We start from the raw sequence: 17,100 nt of genomic DNA, 5'->3' as shown, positions 1-17,100 counted from the left end.
CACTGTGTCCACTGCCATGTCCGGATACCCCTTCGCCGACCGCACCGCCCTGGTCACCGGGGCCACCAACGGGCTCGGTCTGCAGACCGCGCTGCGCCTGGCCCGCGGCGGAGCCCGCGTCATCGTGCACGGGCAGACCGCGCAGAACACCGACACCGCCGCGGCGGCGCTGGTCGAACTGGGCGCGCCCACCGGCCGTCTGGAGCAGGCCGTCGCCGACTTCCGCCACTTCGACGCGGTCCGCGCGCTCGCGGACCGGCTGGCCGAGGAGCACCGGCGGATCGACCTGCTCGTGCTCAACGCGGGAATCTCCGCGCCCGAGCGGCGCACCCTCACCGACGAGGGGAACGAGCTGGCCTTCCAGGTCAACTACCTCGCTCCCTACCTGCTGACCCGACTGCTGGAGCGACCGCTGGCCCGGGGCACCGACACGCGCATCGTCGCGTTGGGCTCGACCCTGCACCGCACCGCCAACATCGACTGGACCGACCTGACCCGCGCCAAGCGCTACTCGCGGATCGCCGCCTACGGTCAGTCCAAGCTGGCGCTGACGACGTTCGTCACCGCGCTGGCCCAGTGGCTGCCCGCAGGCCACACCGCGCTGACCGTCCACCCGGGCGTGGCCGAGACCGCCACCCGTCCCCTCTACGGCACGACCGGCCGTCCGGCAGGCGAGGTCGCCGAGACGGTCGTGCACCTGTGCGACCCGGGTGCGGAGGTCGTCAACGGCGGCTACTACGAGCGCGACTCCGTCACCGCAGCCGGGCCGCAGGTCAGCGACAAGCGCTCGGTGGACCGCCTGCTCAAGCTCAGCGAGAGGCTCACCTCCGAGCTCGTGCCCGTCCCGTGACGGTGTACCACCCCGACTTCCGACCACCCGCACAGAACCCGAGGGACCCGACCATGTCCAAGCGCGCCCGCAGGAAGCACGACCGCCGCAAGAAGGCCGGCAATCACGGCAAACGCGACGGTTCCTGACCGGACGTCGACCCTCCGCCCTGCTCGCCGACCGGGGGACCGGGGGGCGGGGCCGGATTGCCTACGAGCTTGTGGGGTGACGGATCGGGGCTGATCCGGTCGCCTGAGCCGGGAGCCACGCACCAGCGGAGCGATTCATGGCCGACGTGGTCTACGTCGCCGTCACGGTGTCGGTCTTCGGCGCGCTCGCGCTGATCGCCCGTGGGGTGATGCGCCTGTGAGCCCCAGCCTGCATCTGGCCCTGGCACGCGGGTACGCCGAGGCGATGGGCCTGACGCTGGAGGCCGAGGACAGCCCGGGCGGCGGCCTGACCATGGTGCTGGTCCTCCCCGTCCGATCCGCGGGCTGATCGACGTCAGCCCGGCGGTACAGTCCCCGGCGCGCCCAGCGGCGTACCAGGATCCGGTCCGCCGCGAGCACACCCAGCAGCGCGGCCGTCAACTCCGGGCACCGGCCCGTGCGGTTCGGCGTCAGTGCGGCGCGCGGTCCCGTGGCGTCGGGGAACCCGTCGGCGGGCTGGGCTCGTGCGGGGGGCTCGGGACGCGGTGTCGCTGCCGCCACGGCAGCGAGCCGAGCAGTTCCGGGGCCGGGACCGTCAGTACCCGGCAGTGAGCCCGGCCCACGCACCGCCGGGCCGTCCCGCCGTGGACCAGGCGCGCGAACGCGCCGCGCGCTCCCGCGCCGACGACCAGCAGGTCGTCCGCCCCGTCGGCCAACTCGACGAGGGACTCCGCGGCGTCGCCGCGGATCACCACCAGCTCCACCGGCAGGTCCGTCGGCACTCCGCCCAGCGCCTCGTCGAAGCTGTTGCGCAACGGCCACTCGGCGGTGTCCTCCCAGATCCGCAGCAGCGGGGGGCAGGGCGCGCGCCGGTAGCCCAGCTCACCGCCCGGAGGCGTCCAGGCCAGTACGGCGCTCAGCCGGGACCCGGCCTTGCGGGCCTCGGTCACGGCCACACGCAGGGCCTGCAGGCTGGTCGGTGTTCCGCTGACTCCGACGACGACGCGCCCCGAGTGGGACATGGCGAACTCACTACTCCTGTGACGGGGGAAGGGCGGCCCGGAGGACCGTCACCGGCTATTCCAACGCAGGAACGGGGCAGGTCCCGACCGTTTTGACGTCGCGTGTACGGCGCGGCCCGCAGCCTTGACGCGCTCTTACGACCGATGTGACGACGGCCACTGAGGTCCTCTGGATCGCCGGGCGGGGTGCGGGGTTGCGGTCCTGGCGGACGCCGCGTCAAGGCTGCGTCAGGGTTCACGCGTCAGCCGCCAAGGGAGCGTCAGGAGCGCTCCGCCCCGTCGGCGGGCGGGGATACCTTGGTCGACCGGGGGACCGGCTCGGAACCTCGTGGGGAGCTGACGGGCCGGGACGCTTTCCGGTGACGGCGAGGGGCCGCAGGGCACCCCGACCGTCCCTTGGTGGGAGAGCAGCCGCAGGGGCACGTGGACGGGAACGGCCACGTGCCCTTAGCCGGCGAAGACCCTGCGGGCGCCGTAGACGGCTGCGCCCAGCGCGAGCACCACCGCGCCCCACAGCACGGAGACCGCGGGCAGGGCGAGCGCCAGGACCACGCACCCCGCCGCTCCCGCGAGGGGCGCCAGCCGCGGTGGGCGTCCCTCCTCGGGGGTGAGGGTCCAGGCGGAGGCGTTCGCGATGGCGTAGTAGGCCAGCACGCCGAAGGAGGAGAAGCCGATCGCGCCGCGTACGTCCGCGAAGGCGGACAGGACCGCGACCACCGCGCCGACGGCCAGTTCGGCGCGGTGCGGGACGGCGTAGCGGGGGTGCACGGCGGCGAGGGCGTGGGGGAGATGCCGGTCGCGGGCCATGGCCAGCGTGGTGCGGGAGACGCCGAGGATCAGCGCGAGCAGTGACCCGAGAGCGGCCACCGCCGCCCCGGCGCGCACGAACGGGACCAGGCCGGGCACGCCCGCCGCGCGGACGGCGTCGGCCAGTGGGGCGGCGCTGTGGCCCAGTTGTTCCGGCCCGAGCACCGCGAGTGCGGCGAGTGCGACGGCGGTGTAGACGACCAGGGTGATGCCCAGGGCGATCGAGATGGCCCGGGGGATGGTGCGCGCGGGCTCGCGGACCTCCTCGCCGAGGGTCGCGATGCGCGCGTAGCCCGCGAAGGCGAAGAACAGCAGCCCGGCGGCCTGCAGCACGCCGTGCCAACCCGCGCCGGCGCCGACGGCCCAGTGGCCGGTGTCGGCGGCGGTGCTGCTCAGGCAGGCGGTGACGACGGCGGCCAGCACGGCCAGGACCACGGCGACGATGACACGCGTGAGCCAGGCGGCCTTCTGCAGGCCGACGTAGTCGACCGCGGTCAGCGCCACGACCGCGGCCACCGCCACGGCGTGTGCCTGGGCGGGCCACAGGTAGGAACCGACGGTGAGCGCCATCGCCGCGCACGACGCGGTCTTGCCGACCACGAAGCCCCAGCCGGCCAGATAGCCCCAGAACTCGCCGAGACGCTCACGGCCGTAGACGTAGGTGCCGCCGGACTGCGGGTAACGGGCGGCCAGGCGAGCCGAGGAGGTGGCGTTGCAGTAGGCCACGACGGCGGCCAGCGCCAGGCCCAGCAGCAGACCGGACCCCGCCGCCGAGGCGGCCGGGGCCAGTGCGGCGAAGACGCCCGCGCCGATCATCGACCCGAGCCCGACCACGGTCGCGTCGAAGACGCCCAGGTTCCGCTGCAGTTCCGCCGGTCCGGTGGTGGGCGCCGAGGTGCTCATGACCTGCCTTCTCGGGGACGACTTGCGATACCGGCGCACGATATCCGTGCGAGGTGTTCCCTGGGCCGGACGGCCGACCGCACGGCTATCTTCCTCTCATGATCGAGGGGACGATATCCACGGCACTGATGCGCCGCTGCCTGGAGGGGCTGGGCGCGGCGGGTGTCAGTCCGGTGCGGTATGCCGGACTGACGGGCCTGGAGACGGAGACGCTGGCGGACGACCTGGCCAGGGTGCCGACCTCGACCGGAGCCGTTGTCTGGGAGCACCTCGTGGTGGCCGCCCGCGACACCTGCCTGACCGGGCGGCTGATCGCGCACGCGCCGGTCGGCAGCCTCGGCGTCTGGGATCACCTCTTCACCTCCGGCGCCACCGTCCTCGACGGCGCGCGGGACGCCGCGCGGTACTTCCGGTCGGTCACCGACCCCGACATCGACGTGCTCGAGGTCGTGGAGAACGGCAGTCAGGCGACCCTGCGGTTCAGCTGTGCGACGGCGGAGCCCGACGTGGTGGCCGCGGTGCGGGAGTTCGCGATGATGCTGTTCCTGGACCGGGTCAGGGAGGCGAGGCGGGAGCTCGTCGTCCCGGTCCACGTCGGGCTGGCCCATCGTGCGCCGCGCGACCACGGGTCGCTGATCCGGCTGCTCGGCACCCGCAACGTCGAGTTCGGGGCGGCGACCAACTCCATCACCTTCCTCGCCGACGACGCGGCGACACCGCTGTCCGGCTTCCGTCCCGGGCTGCCCGAAGTGCTGCGCCGGCACGCGGACATGACGCTGGCCGCGACCAGGCCCGTGCTCGGCTGGCGGGACAGGTTCCGCGCGGCGATCCTCTCGGCGGACCGGGCCGAGACGCCGACCGTGGAGGCGACGGCCCGACGTCTGGCGCTCAGCCCGCGCACCCTCCAGCGCCGGCTGCACGAGAGCGGCACCACCTTCCGTCAGGAACTGGAGGAGGTGCGGGAGCAGCGCGCCATGCGGCTGTTCGAGGAGACCGACCTCAGCCTGCAGTCGATCGCCACCAGGGTCGGCTACCGCGACGCCCGGACGCTGCGCCGCGCGGTCCACCGCTGGCACGGCCAGGCCCCCTCCGCCGTTCGCCGCGAGTCGCCGACCTGATCGGCGTGGCGGTCCGCTCGGACGACCGGGTGGCGCATGGCGCGAATGGCCCGCTTCCTGGCGCGCCGAGGCGGTCGTGGCCCGCTCGGGCGCCCATAGGTTCGGTGACGAGCCGCCTCGACCGACTGCCAGACCCGTCCGGGCGGCGCTCCAGGTCCGACCACCACGAAGGGCGAACGCCATGACCTCTGACATCTCGACGACCGACACGCCGACCGCCGACACCCCTGTCGTCCCGCCGGTCCGTCTCGACACCGGCGCGCTGGCCCCGCACATCGACAAGGCGATGGCCCACCTCGACAACGTCTCCCGCAAGACCACCCTGGAGCCGGTGCTGCTGGACCTGGTCCGCCTGCGGGCCTCCCAGCTCAACGGCTGCGCCTACTGCGTCGACACCCACGCCACGGACCTGCGCGAGGCCGGGCAGGACGAGCGGCGGGTGAGCGGGGTGGCGGTCTGGCGGGAGATGCCCTTCTTCACCGCCCGCGAGCGCGCGGCGCTGGAGCTGACCGAGGCCGGAACGCGGCTCACCGAAGGGCCCGTCACCGACGAGGTCTTCGGACGGGCGGCAGACCAATTCGGCGAGACGGAGCTGGCCGAACTGATCTGGACGATCACCGTGATCAACGCCTGGAACCGGCTGGGCGCGATCGCCCGCCCCTGGCCGGTCGGCTGAGACGCCACCGCGTCAGGCGGTCGCCAGCCCGGGTTCGCGGCGGGCGAGGGTGTCGGAGACCTTCGCCGTCGCGACCAGGGAGGCGGCCAGGGTCAGCACCAGGACCAGGCCCAGGGCGAGGATGCCGCCGGTCGCCGTCGGGGCGGGGCTGTCGGGGGCGGCCTCGCTGCGGGCGGAGCCGCTGAGGAAGGGGAGCACGCCGAGGACCGCCGCGCCCAGGGCGACCTCGACCCAGACGACGCGGGGGAAGTGCCGCAGGGTCAGGTGCAGCAGGGTGGAGGTCGCGTCGGCGCGGCGGGCGCGGGCGATCCGCGGCATGAGCCAGAACTGGTTGAAGCCGCCGGCGGTGATCATGCCCAGCACGAGCGTGATCTTGACGAGCAGGAAGACTCCGTAGGTCGTGGTCCACAGCTGCGGGACCGAGCCGACGGACTTCCAGGTCAGCCAGAGTCCCGAGATCGTGACTGCGCCCACGCAGATCAGCGCCACCAGTCCGAAGCGCCGCCACAGGTCCGCCCAGAGCACGCCCGCGCCGTCGCCGAGCCGGCGCCCGGCCGTGGCCAGCGCGGCGAGCAGGGCCAGACCGCCGACCCACACCGTGCCGCTGACGATGTGCACCTGCACCAGCAGGGTGTCGAGCAGGTCGTCGAGGTCCGCGAAGGCCTTCGTCGGGACGGCGCCGACCAGGGTCGTCGCGACGGAGAGCGGCAGGGCGATAAGCGCGAGGGTGTCGACGCGGCGCCCGGCGCGAGGGGCGAACAGGGAGATCAGCACGGCGGCGGTCGCGACCAGGACGAGGTTCTGCACCAGGGTGATCGTCCCCTGCGCCACCCAGGCGCCGTGCTTGGCCGGGGCGTTGAGGTAGTCCGCGATCCTGGCCGGCGCCAGGGCCGAGCCGAAGGGCATGCCCTTGCCCGCGCGCGCCACCCGGGCGGCGAGCTGGAAGTAGCCGGCCACCAGCAGGACGACTCCGGACCAGGCGAGGAAGCGGGCCGCGCGGCGGCGCAGCGTGTCGACGTCCGCGGCGTCGCCGACTCCGGAGCGCAGAGCCGGGCGCACGGCGGCCGCGTAGGTGAGGGTGGCGCCGATGGCCCCGCAGAGACCCAGGAAGTAGCCGGACTTGGTGAGCACGCGCCACAGGGGCGGGGGCGAGTAGCCGGCGGCGGCGAGAAGAGAGGCAGGGAGGCTCATAAGGTAAGGCTAACCTAAGTTGATGTTGGCTTGTCCACCCCGTCGACTTGTCCACGGCAGCGGGGAGCACCGCGCATACTGTGGGGGTGGAGGAGAACACGCTGGTCCAGGGTCGGTACCGGCTGCTGCGTCGGATCGGTCGGGGCGGCGCCGGAGAGGTCTGGCGCGCCGAGGACGAGGCGCTCGGGCGGCTGGTCGCGGTCAAGTGCCTGATGCCGGAGGGCCGTCAGAGCAGCGGTGAGCTGGTGCGCGAGCGGTTCCGCCGCGAGGCGCGGCTCGCTGCGGGGTTGCAGCACGCCGGGATCACCGTGGTGCACGACTTCGGCGAGTGGTCGGGCATCCTCTTCCTGGTCATGGAACTCCTCGACGGCGAGGACCTGGGCCGGCTGCTGGACGCCGCCCGCAGCCGCAGGCTGCGGCCCTCCGAGGCGATCGGGATCGCCCGGCAGATAGCGACCGCGCTCGTCTACACGCACGAGCGCGGGGTGATCCACCGTGATCTCAAGCCGGGCAATCTCATCCGCACCGCCGACGGCACGGTGAAGATCTGCGACTTCGGCATCGCCCGCCTCGGGACCGACCAGGACTGCACCGCGCGGCTCGGCGGCAGTACCTTCGCCGTGGGCACGCCCTACTACATGTCGCCGGAGCAGATCGAGGGCACCGGGGTCGACGAGCGCAGCGACCTCTACTCCTTCGGCTGCGTCCTCTACGAACTGCTGCTCGGTCACCCGCCCTTCCATCAGGGCGATCCGCTGGTCGTGCTGCTCGACCACCGCGACACCGCGCCGCCGCCGCCGCGCGCCGAGCGGCCGGAGATCCCCGAGTCGCTGGAGCGACTGGTGCTCGACCTGCTGGCCAAGGATCCTGACGACCGGCCGGCGAGTGCGGGCGAGGTGCTCCGGCGGCTGGAGGAGGCCGCCGCCGAGGCGCCCCCGGCGCGGGGCGCGCTGCCGTCGTGGGCGCGGGGGATAGGGCCGGTTCCGGTCTCGCTGATCCGGGTGGTGCCGGAGCCGCCGGCCCTCGCCGCGCTGACCCGCCGCTGGCCCTGAGATTCCGCGGGGCGCTCCCCGGGGGCGCCACCCCAGTTATCTGACGCTGTGTCAGAAAATCTCTTCCGCTCTCCTGCTCCGTGCGCCATGCTGCCCCCAGCAGCATGAGTCCGCAGCTTTTGGGAGCAGCGATGAGAACCCGACTCAGCGACCAACTCGGTATCGAGCACGCCGTGTTCGGCTTCACGCCGTTCCCCGCCGTGGCGGCCGCGATCACCCGGGCCGGCGGCATGGGCGTCCTCGGCGCGGTCCGCTACGGCGAGGCCGAGGCGCTGGCGAAGGACCTGGACTGGATGGACGCCCAGTGTGGCGGCCTGCCCTACGGCGTCGACGTGGTGATGCCCGCCAAGAAGGTCGAGGGCGTCACCGTCGAGCAGGTCGAGGCCATGATCCCCGAAGGCCACCGGGCCTTCGTGCGGGAGCAGTTGGCCAGGCACGGCGTGCCCGAGCTGCCCGAGGGGGAGCGCGGCGGCTGGCGGATCACCGGCTGGATGGAGGAGGTCGCCCGGTCCCATGTGGACGTGGCGCTCGAACACCCGATCAAGCTGCTGGCCAGCGCGCTGGGCTCGCCGCCCGCCGACGTGATCGCGCGCGCCCACGAGGCCGGGGTGCTGGTCGCCGCCCTCGCCGGGAGCGCCCGGCACGCGCGGCGGCACGCCGAGGCCGGCATCGACGTCATCGTCGCCCAGGGCCACGAGGCGGGCGGCCATACCGGCGAGATCGGCACCATGGTACTGGTCCCCGAGATCGTCGCCGCCGTCGACCCGCTGCCGGTCCTCGCCGCGGGCGGGATCGGCACCGGGGCGCAGGTGGCCGCCGGGCTGGCGCTCGGTGCGCAGGGCGCGTGGCTCGGCTCGGTCTGGCTGACCGTCAGCGAGTCCGACCTGACCTCGCCGGTGCTGCGGCAGAAGCTGCTGGCCGCGGGGAGCGGCGACACCGTCCGCTCGCGCTCGCTGACCGGCAAGCCGGCCCGCCAGCTGCGCACAGAGTGGACCGAGGCCTGGGACGGCGCGGAGAGTCCCGGCACGCTGCCGATGCCGCTGCAGGGCCTGCTGGTCGCCGACGCGCTCAGCCGGATCCAGTCCTACGAGACCCCGGAACTGATCGGCACTCCGGTCGGCCAGATCGTCGGCCAGATGAACGAGGTCCGGCCCGTCGCCGCCGTGATGGACGAGCTGACCCGCGGCTTCGAGCGGGCCGTGGCCCGGCTCGGCCGCATCGCCGCCAACGTCTCCGACGCCCCAGCGAAGGGTGAGTGACCCCCATGACCACGCCCCTGCCCGGATTCTGGGCGCAGGCCCAGAGCGACCCCGAGCGCACCGTCATGCACGCGCCCGACGGCGGGGCCTGGACCGCCGGCCGGCTGCTGGCCGCGGCGAACCGCATGGTCCACGGCCTGCGGGAGGCCGGCCTGGACGTCGGCGACTCGTTCGCCGTCGTGCTGCCCAACGGGATCGAGCTGTTCACCGCCTATCTGGCCGCCTCGCAGGCCGGCTTCTACCTGGTCCCGGTCAACCACCACCTGGTCGGCCCCGAGATCGGCTGGATCGTGGCCGACAGCGGGGCGAAGGTGCTGATCGCGCACGAGCGCTTCGCCGAGGCGGCGACCGCCGCGGCCGACGAGGCGGGGCTGCCCAAGGAGCGCCGCTACGCGGTCGGAGAGCTGCCCGGCTTCCGCCCCTACGCCGAGCTGCTGGACGGCCGGAGCGAGGCTATGCCCGAGGGCCGGACCACCGGCTGGGTGATGAACTACACCTCGGGCACCACCGGGCGGCCACGCGGCATCCGCCGTCCGCTGATCGGCAAGCCGCCGGAGGAGACCTCGCTCGGCGGTTTCCTCGGCATCTTCGGCATCCGACCGGGCGACGGTCACGTGCACCTGGTCTGCTCCCCGCTCTACCACACCGCCGTGCTGCAGTTCGCGGCCGCCTCGCTGCACCTGGGCCACGAGGTGGTACTGATGGACCGCTGGACGCCGGAGGAGATGCTGCGGCTGATCGACCGCCACCGGGCCACCCACACCCATATGGTGCCCACCCAGTTCCACCGGCTGCTCGCGCTGCCGGGCGAGGTCAGGGCGCGCTACGACGTCAGCTCGATGCGCCACGCGATCCACGGGGCGGCACCCTGCCCCGACCACGTGAAGCGTTCCATGATCGACTGGTGGGGCGAGTGCGTCGAGGAGTACTACGCGGCCAGCGAGGGCGGCGGCACGTTCGCGACCGCGCGGGAGTGGCTGGAGCGGCCGGGGACGGTGGGCAAGGCCTGGCCGATCAGCGAGATCGCGGTCTTCGACGACGCGGGCGAGCCGGTGCCTTCCGGCGAACTCGGCACCGTCTACCTGAAGATGATGACCGGCGGCTTCACCTACCACAAGGACGAGGCGAAGACGCGGGCCAACCGGATCGGCGACTTCTTCACCGTCGGCGACCTGGGACTGCTGGACGCGGACGGCTACCTCTACCTGCGGGACCGCAAGATCGACATGATCATCTCGGGCGGGGTCAACATCTACCCGGCCGAGATCGAGTCCGCGCTGCTCACCCACCCCGCGGTGGCCGACGCGGCGGCGTTCGGGATCCCGCACGAGGACTGGGGCGAGGAGGTCAAGGCGGTCGTCGAGCCCGCCCCCGGCCACGAGCCGGGCCCCGAGCTCGCCGCCGACATCCTGGCGCACTGCGAACGGCAGCTGGCCACCTACAAGCGCCCCCGCTCGGTCGACTTCGTCCGTGAGCTGCCGCGCGACCCCAACGGCAAGCTCTACAAACGACGCCTGCGCGACCCGTACTGGGAGGGCCGCACCCGCCAGGTCTGAGCCGCCGAAGCACCGCGGACCGGCCCTGTCCCATGGGGGACGGGGCCGTTTCGCGCATCCCGCCTCCGCTCCGCGCCGGTGACCCGTCAATCAGCCAGGAGCATCGACGGATCGCTGAACAGGTGGGGCCGCGGACAGCGCCACCCGCGGGGAGCGGACCCGCCCGGCCGTCGACCGAACGACCTCTGCGCGACGCCGCCGCCGACCTGGTGGCCCTGATGGCCGAGATCGCCACCAGACGCGCACGGGGAGAGCGACCGTGACCGTCCCGCCACCGAGCCCGACGTCACCCGCGGGCCCCTGGCCGGATCCTGCTGTCCGCCGACGCGCCTGAGGACCCGCTCGACGGGTCCTGCCCCTGACGGGCCGTCGGCGGGTTAGGGTGCGATCATGCGCTACATCATCGTGGGGGCGGGCGCCGTGGGCGGCGCGATCGGCGGGCGGCTGGCCCAGAGCGGGCGGGAGGTCGCCCTGGTGGCGCGCGGCGCGCATCTGGATGCGCTCCGTACGGAGGGGCTGCGGCTGATCACGCCGCAGGGCAGTGAACTGCTGCGGATCCCGTCCTACGCCCACCACGAGGACCTCGGTCCGCTGCGCCGGGACGACGTGCTGGTGCTGGCGGTCAAGTCGCAGGACGCCGAGAGCGTGCTGCGCGACTGGGCGAACGCCGCCGTGAGCGGTGGCGGCACCGCGGGCGAGACGCTCACCGTCGTCTGCGCGCAGAACGGCGTCGCCAACGAGCGGGTCGCGCTGCGGTACTTCGCGAACGTCGTCGGCATGTGCGTCTGGCTGCCGTCGACGCACCTGCAGCCCGGCACCGTCATCGCGCACTGCGCGCCGCAGAGCGGGATCCTCACCCTCGGCCGCTACCCGCGGGGCGGCGACGACGCGGACGCCGTCCTCGCCGCCGTCGCCGCGGACCTGGTCGGGGCGCACTTCGACGCGCCCGTCGTTCCGGACGTGATGCGCTGGAAGTACGGCAAACTGCTGAACAACCTGGCCAACGCGCTGGAGGCGCTCGTCGGGCGGGAGCAGATCGAGAAGGCCGAGGATCTGTGGGACGCCGGGCGGGCGGAGGGCGTGGCCGTGCTCGACGCGGCCGGGATCGCCTACTCGACGGAGGAGGAGCGGAGGGCCGTCCAGGGCGAGCGGATGCAGGTCGCGCCGATCGCCGACGTGCCCCGGGCCGGCGGCTCGACGTGGCAGAGCCTGCGCCGCGGCGGCAGCGTGGAGGCGGACTACCTCAACGGGGAGATCGCCCTGCTCGGTCGTGAGCACGGGGTGCCCACGCCGGTCAACGACCTGATGCGGCGTGAGGTGACGCGCCTGGCGCAGGAGGGCCTGCAGCCGGGCAGCGCCACCCCGGAGGAACTCCGCGCTCAGCTGGCCGAAGGCGCCGGGTCGGCCACCCGGTAGACCGTGCCGTCCGCGGACCTGGTCAGGAAGCCGTTCTCGACCAGGTAGCGGCGGAGCGCGGCGCAGTCGTCCCAGTACTGCTTGAGCGCGATGTTGACCTCGGGCTCGCCGTAGGAGACGCCGGGCTCGAAGACGCGCGCGGTCAGATGCGCCAGCAGCGCCAGACGGCGGGCCGGGCGGACCGGGATCTCGGTCAGCCGCCCGTCGCGGAAGAACACGGCCAGCTCGGCCCCCGCGCCGCCCTCGGCCGCCGCGGGGGAGCGCAGCGCGTCGGCGAACGCGCCCGACCGGGCGACCAGGCGTCCGTCCGCGCCCGCCTCGACCAGCCCGGCCTGCTGCAGCCTGGCGGCGTGCGGGGCGACGGCGGCCGGGTCGGCGCCCTCCGGACCGGCCAGGACGACGGTCGCGTAGGCGCGCAGACGGTCCTGGTCGGAGAGCGCGGAGGCGAGCGGGGCGAGCAGCGAGATATCAGGCATGGGCAGCAGGCTAGGGAGAGCCCGCTCGCCCGCGCCATCGAATTCCGGCGCAGGGCCCGGTGGGACCCGGCTGCTGGATTCGGGCGGTCCACCGGTGCATGATCATGAACAGTTCGGAGAGGAGCGGGGCATGATGCGCACGGAGGGATCGCCGGTGGAGGCCACGGGGCTGGAGCGGGCGGCCGGGATGTTCGAGCGGCAGGCGGACGGGTGCGCCGAACTCGGCTCGAGCCTCTACGCGGCGCTGCTGCGGCGCGCCGCCGAGGACGTCCGGGCGGGCGGGCCCTGTGCCGCGGCCGTCGCCGGCTACGAGCGGGCCCCCGGTCCCGACGCGATCGCGCTGCGGCTGCTGGGTGGCGTGCACGCCCTGGTGCTCACCGGACGGGCCCCCGAGTTGGCCGCCCACTACCCCTCCGCGGGCGGGAGCTGGCAGCCGGACCTGCTGGACGCCTGCTGGACGGCGTTCCGCGAGGCGGTGGCCGCCGAACTGCCCTGGGTCAGGGACTGGATGACCCGCCCGCCGCAGACCAACGAGGTCGGCCGGGCCAACCTGCTCATCACCGGCCTGCTGCGGGCCGGCACACTCGCGTCAGGCTCCCCGCTGCCGGTCCGGCTCTTCGAGCTGGGATCCAGCGCCGGACTCAACCTGCGGCCCGAGCTCTTCCGCTACACCGCCCCCGGCTACGCCTGGGGCGACCCGGACTCGCCGGTCCATCTGGAGGACGCCTGGCGGGGAGCGGTGCCGACGTGGCTCGCCGAGGCGGCGCAGCAGCGGCCCACGCTCCAGGTCGTCGAGCGCCGCGGTTGCGACCTGACTCCGATCGACCCGCTGACCGACGACGGCGCGCTGGCGCTGCGCGCCTACGTCTGGGCGGACCAGCCCGCCCGCTTCGCCCGGCTGAGCGGTGCCCTCCGGCTGGCGTCGGAGCGTCCGGCCGGCGTGGAGCGGCTGGGCGCGGCGCAGTTCCTGCGCGGCGTGAGCGTGCGGGAGGGGACGCTGACGGTGGTCTGGCACTCGATCATGAAGCAGTACGTGCCTGCGGCGGAGTGGGCCGAGGTGGAGACGGAGCTGGAGCGCCTGGCGGCGGAGAGCGGCCCGGAAGCGCCCTTCGCGCACGTGGCGTTCGAGCCGGAGCGGGTGGGCCGCAGCTTCCCGTTCCGCGCCTCCGTGCGCGTGGGGCGGCAGGAACGGCAGGTGCTCGCCGAGGCGTATCCCCACGGCCTCCCCGCCTGGGCGATGTAGGGAGGGGCAGGTAGGGGTGCACCCACCCCGGACGTGGGCCCCGCTCCATCGCGCCCGCCCCCGGGCTCGTCGCCCCATGATCCGTGGGGTCGCACGGGGCGGCCGGGCCGCCGGGCGCGGTCCCGCTGCACCTGGTCGGCCGCTCGCGCCCGGACCCCGTGGCCGGTCACGGGCACGGGCGCGAGCCGATGGTCTCGGTCCGGTACCCGGCGCGGGACGTCCACGGGTACCCGCGGGCTCGTGGACCACTCCCGCGGTGCTGCGGGGCGCCGTCGGAGGACTCCGGCCTCTCCGCCGACGTCGCGATCCGGTCAGCCTCCGGTGGAGGCGGCCCCGAACATCGGCAGGCACGGGGCCAGACCGCTGATCGACACCTCGACCTGCGCGCGCGCCTTCCAGCGCTCGCGCGTCAGCCGGAGCCGCCTGGAGGTGACGGGCACGCCGCGCACCACGTGGCGTGAGACGCCGTCGGGTTCGTAGCCGTGCTTCTGCGAAACGGCGAAGGACGAGGCGTTGTCCTCAAGTGCCCCCGACGTCGCCTGCACCGCCCCCAGGCCGGCGAAGCCGAGGTGCAGCACGGCGGCCCGCATCTCGGTGCCGATGCCCTGCCCCTGGAAGCGCCTGCCGAGCCAGGAGCCCGTGTCGATCTCGCGCAGCACGGCGAAGCGGCGGCCCGCGACGGTCTGCAGGCCGGCGACCCGGCCGTCCACGAAGACCGCGAGATTCAGCGCCCAGTCGTCCGGGGTCCAGTTCCCCCGGCACAGCCAGTGGTGCTGGACCACGGAGCGGGCCCGTTCGGCTGGCGGAAGGTCGGTCCAGGGCACGAGGAACGGCATCCGGTCGGGTTCGTGGACACCCCCGGCGGCGAGCTCGGCCAACTCGGCCAGCTCGTCGTCGTCGGGGAGGCGCAGTTCCAGACGGGGGGTGGTCACGCGCAGGCCCAGCAGCGGCCAGTGGTCGATCAGCATGGTGCATTGTCGAAGACGGCGGCGGGGCGCGGCATCCGGATTTACGGCACCCGAGCCTGTGTCAGTCGGCGGTCAGGATCTCCACGCCGTGCGCCGAGAGCCGGTCGAGGACCGGGTGGTCGGGGGCGGCGTCGGTGATCAGGCCGCTGATGTCCGCCCAGGGCAGGACACGGAAGGGGGAGGCGGCGCCGATCTTCTCGGACGAGGCGAGGATGTAGGTGTCCGCGGCGCGGGCGGCGAGGGCGCGTTTCATCGCGGCCTCCTCGGCGTCGCCGGTGGTCAGTCCGGCGTCCGGGTGGACGCCGGTGACGCCGAGGAAGCAGAGATCGGCCGAGACGTTCTGGGCGGCCTCGACTGCGGCTGCGCCGCAGGTGACCACCGAGTGTTTGAACAGCCGCCCGCCCAGCAGGAAGACCTCGGCCTGCGGGTGGTCGACCAGCGCGACCGCGATCGTCGGGCTGTGGGTGATGACGGTGCAGGCCAGGTCCGACGGAAGGGCGTGGGCGAGGGCGAGGGCTGTGGTGCCGCCGTCCAGGATCAGGGCGCTGCCGGGGCGCAGCAGCGCTGCGGCGGTTGCGGCGACCCGGCGTTTGCCGTCGGGGGTGACCGTCTGCCTGGTGCCGAAGTCGGCGACGGCGGGGGATGCGGGCAGGGCTCCGCCGTAGACCCGCTGGCAGAGCCCCTCGGCGGCGAGGTCGCGCAGGTCGCGCCGCACGCTGTCCTCGGAGATGCCCAGGTCGGCGGCCACGCCCTTGGCGACGATCTTGCCCTCGCGGGCGAGCAGACCCAGCAGGTGGTCGCGCCTCTCGGCAGCCAGCATCCGCGTTCTCTCCTGTTCTTGCACGTTGTTGCATGTATCGTAGCGTGTCATGACCGACAAGCCCCTGCGCGTTCCCGGCATCGACGTTCCCGACCACCGCGGCCGCACCGGCCTCGACCGGGCCGGGCGTGGGCTGGACCGCAACTCCGGCGTCCGGGTCCGCGACGTGGAGCTCACCTCGCAGGGCTGGCACGTCCTGCGCCGCACCACCCTCGACTACCGGCGCCGCGACGGACGCTGGGTGACCCAGCAGCGCGAGACCTACGACCGGGGGAACGGCGCGGTCGTGCTGCCCTACGACGTGGAACGCGGCTGCGTGCTGCTGATCCGTCAGTTCCGGTACCCGGCCTACGTCAACGACCACCCCGACGGCATGCTCGTCGAGGCCGCCGCCGGGCTGCTCGACGGCGACGATCCGGCCGCCGCCATCCGGCGAGAGAGCGCCGAGGAGCTCGGAGTCACGCTCGGCGAGCTCACCCATGTCCTCGACGCCTACATGAGCCCGGGCTCCGTCACCGAGCGCCTGCACTTCTACGCCGCGCCCTACACTCCGGGTGACCGGACCGGGGACGGCGGCGGACTCGAGGAGGACGGCGAGGACATCGAGGTGCTCGAACTCCCCTTCGCCGAGGCCCTCGCCATGGTCAGGGACGGACGCATCACCGACGGCAAGACCGTCCTGCTGCTGCAGTGGGCCGCCCTCGACGGGCCCTTCGCGCGGTAGCGCCCGCCCGGGAGGCGTCCCGGAGCCCCCTTGCCGTGGTGCCGAATCGCCCGACAGCGGGCGGCAGGAGGTCGCCCTGCCGTCCGGCGGCCGACCGCGCCGGATGCCCCGGCTGATCCGGAGAGTTCCTACCTAGCGGGCCTCGCCGCTGGGCTTGCGTATGCGGTCGACCAGGCCGAGGACCTCCTCGGCGGAGGGCCAGCGGGCGGCACCGAGGCGCTTGGGCTCCTCGGGCGAGACCTCCTCGGCGGTGACGGGCTCGCTCCAGTGACGCAGGGCGTCGGCCTCCTGGGAGCACTCCGCGCTGAGGCGGGCCAGCTCGTCGTCCGCGAAGCGGTGCTGGCGGTCCTGCACGGCCCAGCGCAGCTCCTCTGCGGCGTGCGTGATCCGCCCGGCGCGCTCGCGCAGCTCGGGCAGCTTCGCGTCGACCCTGGCGGCGTCCGGTTCGTGTTCCAGCACCCTGAGCTGGCCGTCCAGGTCCGCGGCGAGCTCGTCCAGGCGCTTGAGCAGCGCCAGCGACTCGCCGACCTGCGCGTCCTGCGCGGCGGCCGCGTCCAGGGCCTGGCGGGTGCCCGCCAGGGAGTTGCGCAGCCGCAGTCGCACGGACGCGATCCGGCCGGGCGCGCCCGGATTGGTGTAGGCACGCGCCTTCAGGGCGACGTTCTCCGCCTTGGCGCTCACGGCACGGGCGGCCCGCACCGCGCCCAGGACGACCAGGGTGCCGAGCACCAGCACGATGCACCCGACCAGCGCGATCAGGATCCCCACAGCCTCCATCGTCCGCCTGCCTCCCTCACCTGCACCCCCGGACCGAGAACTCCACGGTAGCCCCTGGCGCGGACGGGGGCGGGTCCGAACGGAGGGAGCTGGGGGATCACTGGGGGAGAACCC

The 17,100-nt window shown here is 73.9% G+C and carries 17 protein-coding genes; 10 read left to right on the top strand and 7 right to left on the bottom strand.

Annotation, left to right across the window (positions count from 1 at the left end; all coding sequences use genetic code 11):
• Positions 1–4 precede the first annotated feature (4 nt).
• Positions 5–850, top strand: coding sequence for an SDR family NAD(P)-dependent oxidoreductase (locus BS83_RS15615; protein WP_232248350.1), 846 nt, complete (start codon positions 5–7; stop codon positions 848–850).
• Positions 851–1,195: 345 nt separating this feature from the next.
• On the top strand, positions 1,196–1,327 hold the full coding sequence (locus tag BS83_RS48330; RefSeq protein ID WP_269664898.1) for a hypothetical protein: 132 nt from the start codon (positions 1,196–1,198) through the stop codon (positions 1,325–1,327).
• A gap of 121 nt (positions 1,328–1,448) precedes the next feature.
• On the opposite strand, the gene BS83_RS15610 is transcribed toward BS83_RS48330, so the two are convergent.
• Together BS83_RS15610 and BS83_RS15605 are read right to left on the bottom strand one after the other, a co-directional pair.
• Entirely contained in the window at positions 1,449–2,000 is a 552-nt protein-coding gene (locus BS83_RS15610; protein ID WP_051943094.1) for a universal stress protein, read from the bottom strand.
• Positions 2,001–2,447: 447 nt separating this feature from the next.
• The gene (locus BS83_RS15605) at positions 2,448–3,710 is read right to left on the bottom strand and encodes an APC family permease (RefSeq protein WP_037604426.1); all 1,263 of its coding nucleotides are present in this window, start codon (positions 3,708–3,710) and stop codon (positions 2,448–2,450) included.
• A gap of 98 nt (positions 3,711–3,808) precedes the next feature.
• Here BS83_RS15605 and BS83_RS15600 point away from each other — a divergent pair, with 98 nt between their 5' ends.
• Both BS83_RS15600 and BS83_RS15595 read left to right on the top strand, forming a co-directional pair.
• A complete protein-coding gene (locus tag BS83_RS15600) occupies positions 3,809–4,828 on the top strand; it encodes an AraC family transcriptional regulator (protein ID WP_051943093.1) in 1,020 nt (339 codons plus the stop codon).
• 181 nt (positions 4,829–5,009) lie between these two features.
• On the top strand, positions 5,010–5,504 hold the full coding sequence (locus tag BS83_RS15595) for a carboxymuconolactone decarboxylase family protein (RefSeq protein ID WP_037604425.1): 495 nt from the start codon (positions 5,010–5,012) through the stop codon (positions 5,502–5,504).
• Positions 5,505–5,516: 12 nt separating this feature from the next.
• On the opposite strand, the gene BS83_RS15590 is transcribed toward BS83_RS15595, so the two are convergent.
• On the bottom strand, positions 5,517–6,695 hold the full coding sequence (locus tag BS83_RS15590; RefSeq protein ID WP_037604424.1) for a CopD family protein: 1,179 nt from the start codon (positions 6,693–6,695) through the stop codon (positions 5,517–5,519).
• Between the two features lie 86 nt (positions 6,696–6,781).
• Here BS83_RS15590 and BS83_RS15585 point away from each other — a divergent pair, with 86 nt between their 5' ends.
• From BS83_RS15585 to BS83_RS15570, 4 genes are all read left to right on the top strand, one after another.
• Complete coding sequence (locus BS83_RS15585) at positions 6,782–7,747, top strand: serine/threonine-protein kinase (RefSeq protein ID WP_051943092.1); 966 nt, start codon at positions 6,782–6,784, stop codon at positions 7,745–7,747.
• 131 nt (positions 7,748–7,878) lie between these two features.
• Positions 7,879–9,006, top strand: coding sequence for an NAD(P)H-dependent flavin oxidoreductase (locus BS83_RS15580; RefSeq protein ID WP_037604423.1), 1,128 nt, complete (start codon positions 7,879–7,881; stop codon positions 9,004–9,006).
• A gap of 5 nt (positions 9,007–9,011) precedes the next feature.
• The gene (locus tag BS83_RS15575; RefSeq protein WP_037604422.1) at positions 9,012–10,562 is read left to right on the top strand and encodes an acyl-CoA synthetase; all 1,551 of its coding nucleotides are present in this window, start codon (positions 9,012–9,014) and stop codon (positions 10,560–10,562) included.
• Positions 10,563–10,952: 390 nt separating this feature from the next.
• On the top strand, positions 10,953–11,978 hold the full coding sequence (locus tag BS83_RS15570; protein ID WP_037604421.1) for a ketopantoate reductase family protein: 1,026 nt from the start codon (positions 10,953–10,955) through the stop codon (positions 11,976–11,978).
• Here BS83_RS15570 and BS83_RS47560 read toward each other — a convergent pair.
• On the bottom strand, positions 11,942–12,454 hold the full coding sequence (locus BS83_RS47560; RefSeq protein ID WP_037604420.1) for a DUF2087 domain-containing protein: 513 nt from the start codon (positions 12,452–12,454) through the stop codon (positions 11,942–11,944). The genes BS83_RS15570 and BS83_RS47560 overlap by 37 nt on opposite strands.
• A 130-nt stretch (positions 12,455–12,584) precedes the next feature.
• Here BS83_RS47560 and BS83_RS15560 point away from each other — a divergent pair, with 130 nt between their 5' ends.
• Positions 12,585–13,697: a DUF2332 domain-containing protein gene (locus BS83_RS15560; protein WP_232248347.1), complete on the top strand. Its 1,113-nt coding sequence runs from the start codon at positions 12,585–12,587 to the stop codon at positions 13,695–13,697.
• Positions 13,698–14,008: 311 nt separating this feature from the next.
• On the opposite strand, the gene BS83_RS15555 is transcribed toward BS83_RS15560, so the two are convergent.
• Together BS83_RS15555 and BS83_RS15550 are read right to left on the bottom strand one after the other, a co-directional pair.
• Positions 14,009–14,665, bottom strand: coding sequence for a GNAT family N-acetyltransferase (locus BS83_RS15555; protein ID WP_037604419.1), 657 nt, complete (start codon positions 14,663–14,665; stop codon positions 14,009–14,011).
• A gap of 61 nt (positions 14,666–14,726) precedes the next feature.
• Positions 14,727–15,485, bottom strand: coding sequence for a DeoR/GlpR family DNA-binding transcription regulator (locus BS83_RS15550; protein ID WP_037604418.1), 759 nt, complete (start codon positions 15,483–15,485; stop codon positions 14,727–14,729).
• A gap of 49 nt (positions 15,486–15,534) precedes the next feature.
• Between BS83_RS15550 and BS83_RS15545 the strand changes: the two genes are divergently transcribed.
• Positions 15,535–16,209 carry an NUDIX domain-containing protein gene (locus BS83_RS15545; RefSeq protein WP_037604417.1) on the top strand — a complete coding sequence of 225 codons (675 nt, stop codon included), beginning with the start codon at positions 15,535–15,537 and terminating at the stop codon, positions 16,207–16,209.
• 132 nt (positions 16,210–16,341) lie between these two features.
• On the opposite strand, the gene BS83_RS15540 is transcribed toward BS83_RS15545, so the two are convergent.
• Complete coding sequence (locus BS83_RS15540) at positions 16,342–16,986, bottom strand: hypothetical protein (protein ID WP_198035244.1); 645 nt, start codon at positions 16,984–16,986, stop codon at positions 16,342–16,344.
• Positions 16,987–17,100: the final 114 nt, after the last annotated feature.

This window comes from Streptacidiphilus rugosus AM-16, from assembly GCF_000744655.1.
GTDB lineage: Bacteria > Actinomycetota > Actinomycetes > Streptomycetales > Streptomycetaceae > Streptacidiphilus > Streptacidiphilus rugosus.
This window is presented reverse-complemented; position numbering and strand designations above follow the sequence as displayed.

Excerpts from the sequence above, each read along its gene's own strand:
- BS83_RS15575 (WP_037604422.1), top strand. The coding sequence starts at position 9,012 with ATGACCACGCCCCTGCCCGGATTCTGGGCGCAGGCCCAGAGCGACCCC.
- BS83_RS15555 (WP_037604419.1), bottom strand. The coding sequence starts at position 14,665 with ATGCTGATCGACCACTGGCCGCTGCTGGGCCTGCGCGTGACCACCCCC.
- BS83_RS15610 (WP_051943094.1), bottom strand. The coding sequence starts at position 2,000 with ATGTCCCACTCGGGGCGCGTCGTCGTCGGAGTCAGCGGAACACCGACC.
- BS83_RS15595 (WP_037604425.1), top strand. The coding sequence starts at position 5,010 with ATGACCTCTGACATCTCGACGACCGACACGCCGACCGCCGACACCCCT.
- BS83_RS15560 (WP_232248347.1), top strand. The coding sequence starts at position 12,585 with ATGATGCGCACGGAGGGATCGCCGGTGGAGGCCACGGGGCTGGAGCGG.
- BS83_RS15540 (WP_198035244.1), bottom strand. The coding sequence starts at position 16,986 with ATGGAGGCTGTGGGGATCCTGATCGCGCTGGTCGGGTGCATCGTGCTG.
- BS83_RS15600 (WP_051943093.1), top strand. The coding sequence starts at position 3,809 with ATGATCGAGGGGACGATATCCACGGCACTGATGCGCCGCTGCCTGGAG.
- BS83_RS15570 (WP_037604421.1), top strand. The coding sequence starts at position 10,953 with ATGCGCTACATCATCGTGGGGGCGGGCGCCGTGGGCGGCGCGATCGGC.
- BS83_RS15580 (WP_037604423.1), top strand. The coding sequence starts at position 7,879 with ATGAGAACCCGACTCAGCGACCAACTCGGTATCGAGCACGCCGTGTTC.
- BS83_RS15605 (WP_037604426.1), bottom strand. The coding sequence starts at position 3,710 with ATGAGCACCTCGGCGCCCACCACCGGACCGGCGGAACTGCAGCGGAAC.
- BS83_RS15550 (WP_037604418.1), bottom strand. The coding sequence starts at position 15,485 with ATGCTGGCTGCCGAGAGGCGCGACCACCTGCTGGGTCTGCTCGCCCGC.
- BS83_RS15590 (WP_037604424.1), bottom strand. The coding sequence starts at position 6,695 with ATGAGCCTCCCTGCCTCTCTTCTCGCCGCCGCCGGCTACTCGCCCCCG.
- BS83_RS15545 (WP_037604417.1), top strand. The coding sequence starts at position 15,535 with ATGACCGACAAGCCCCTGCGCGTTCCCGGCATCGACGTTCCCGACCAC.
- BS83_RS47560 (WP_037604420.1), bottom strand. The coding sequence starts at position 12,454 with ATGCCTGATATCTCGCTGCTCGCCCCGCTCGCCTCCGCGCTCTCCGAC.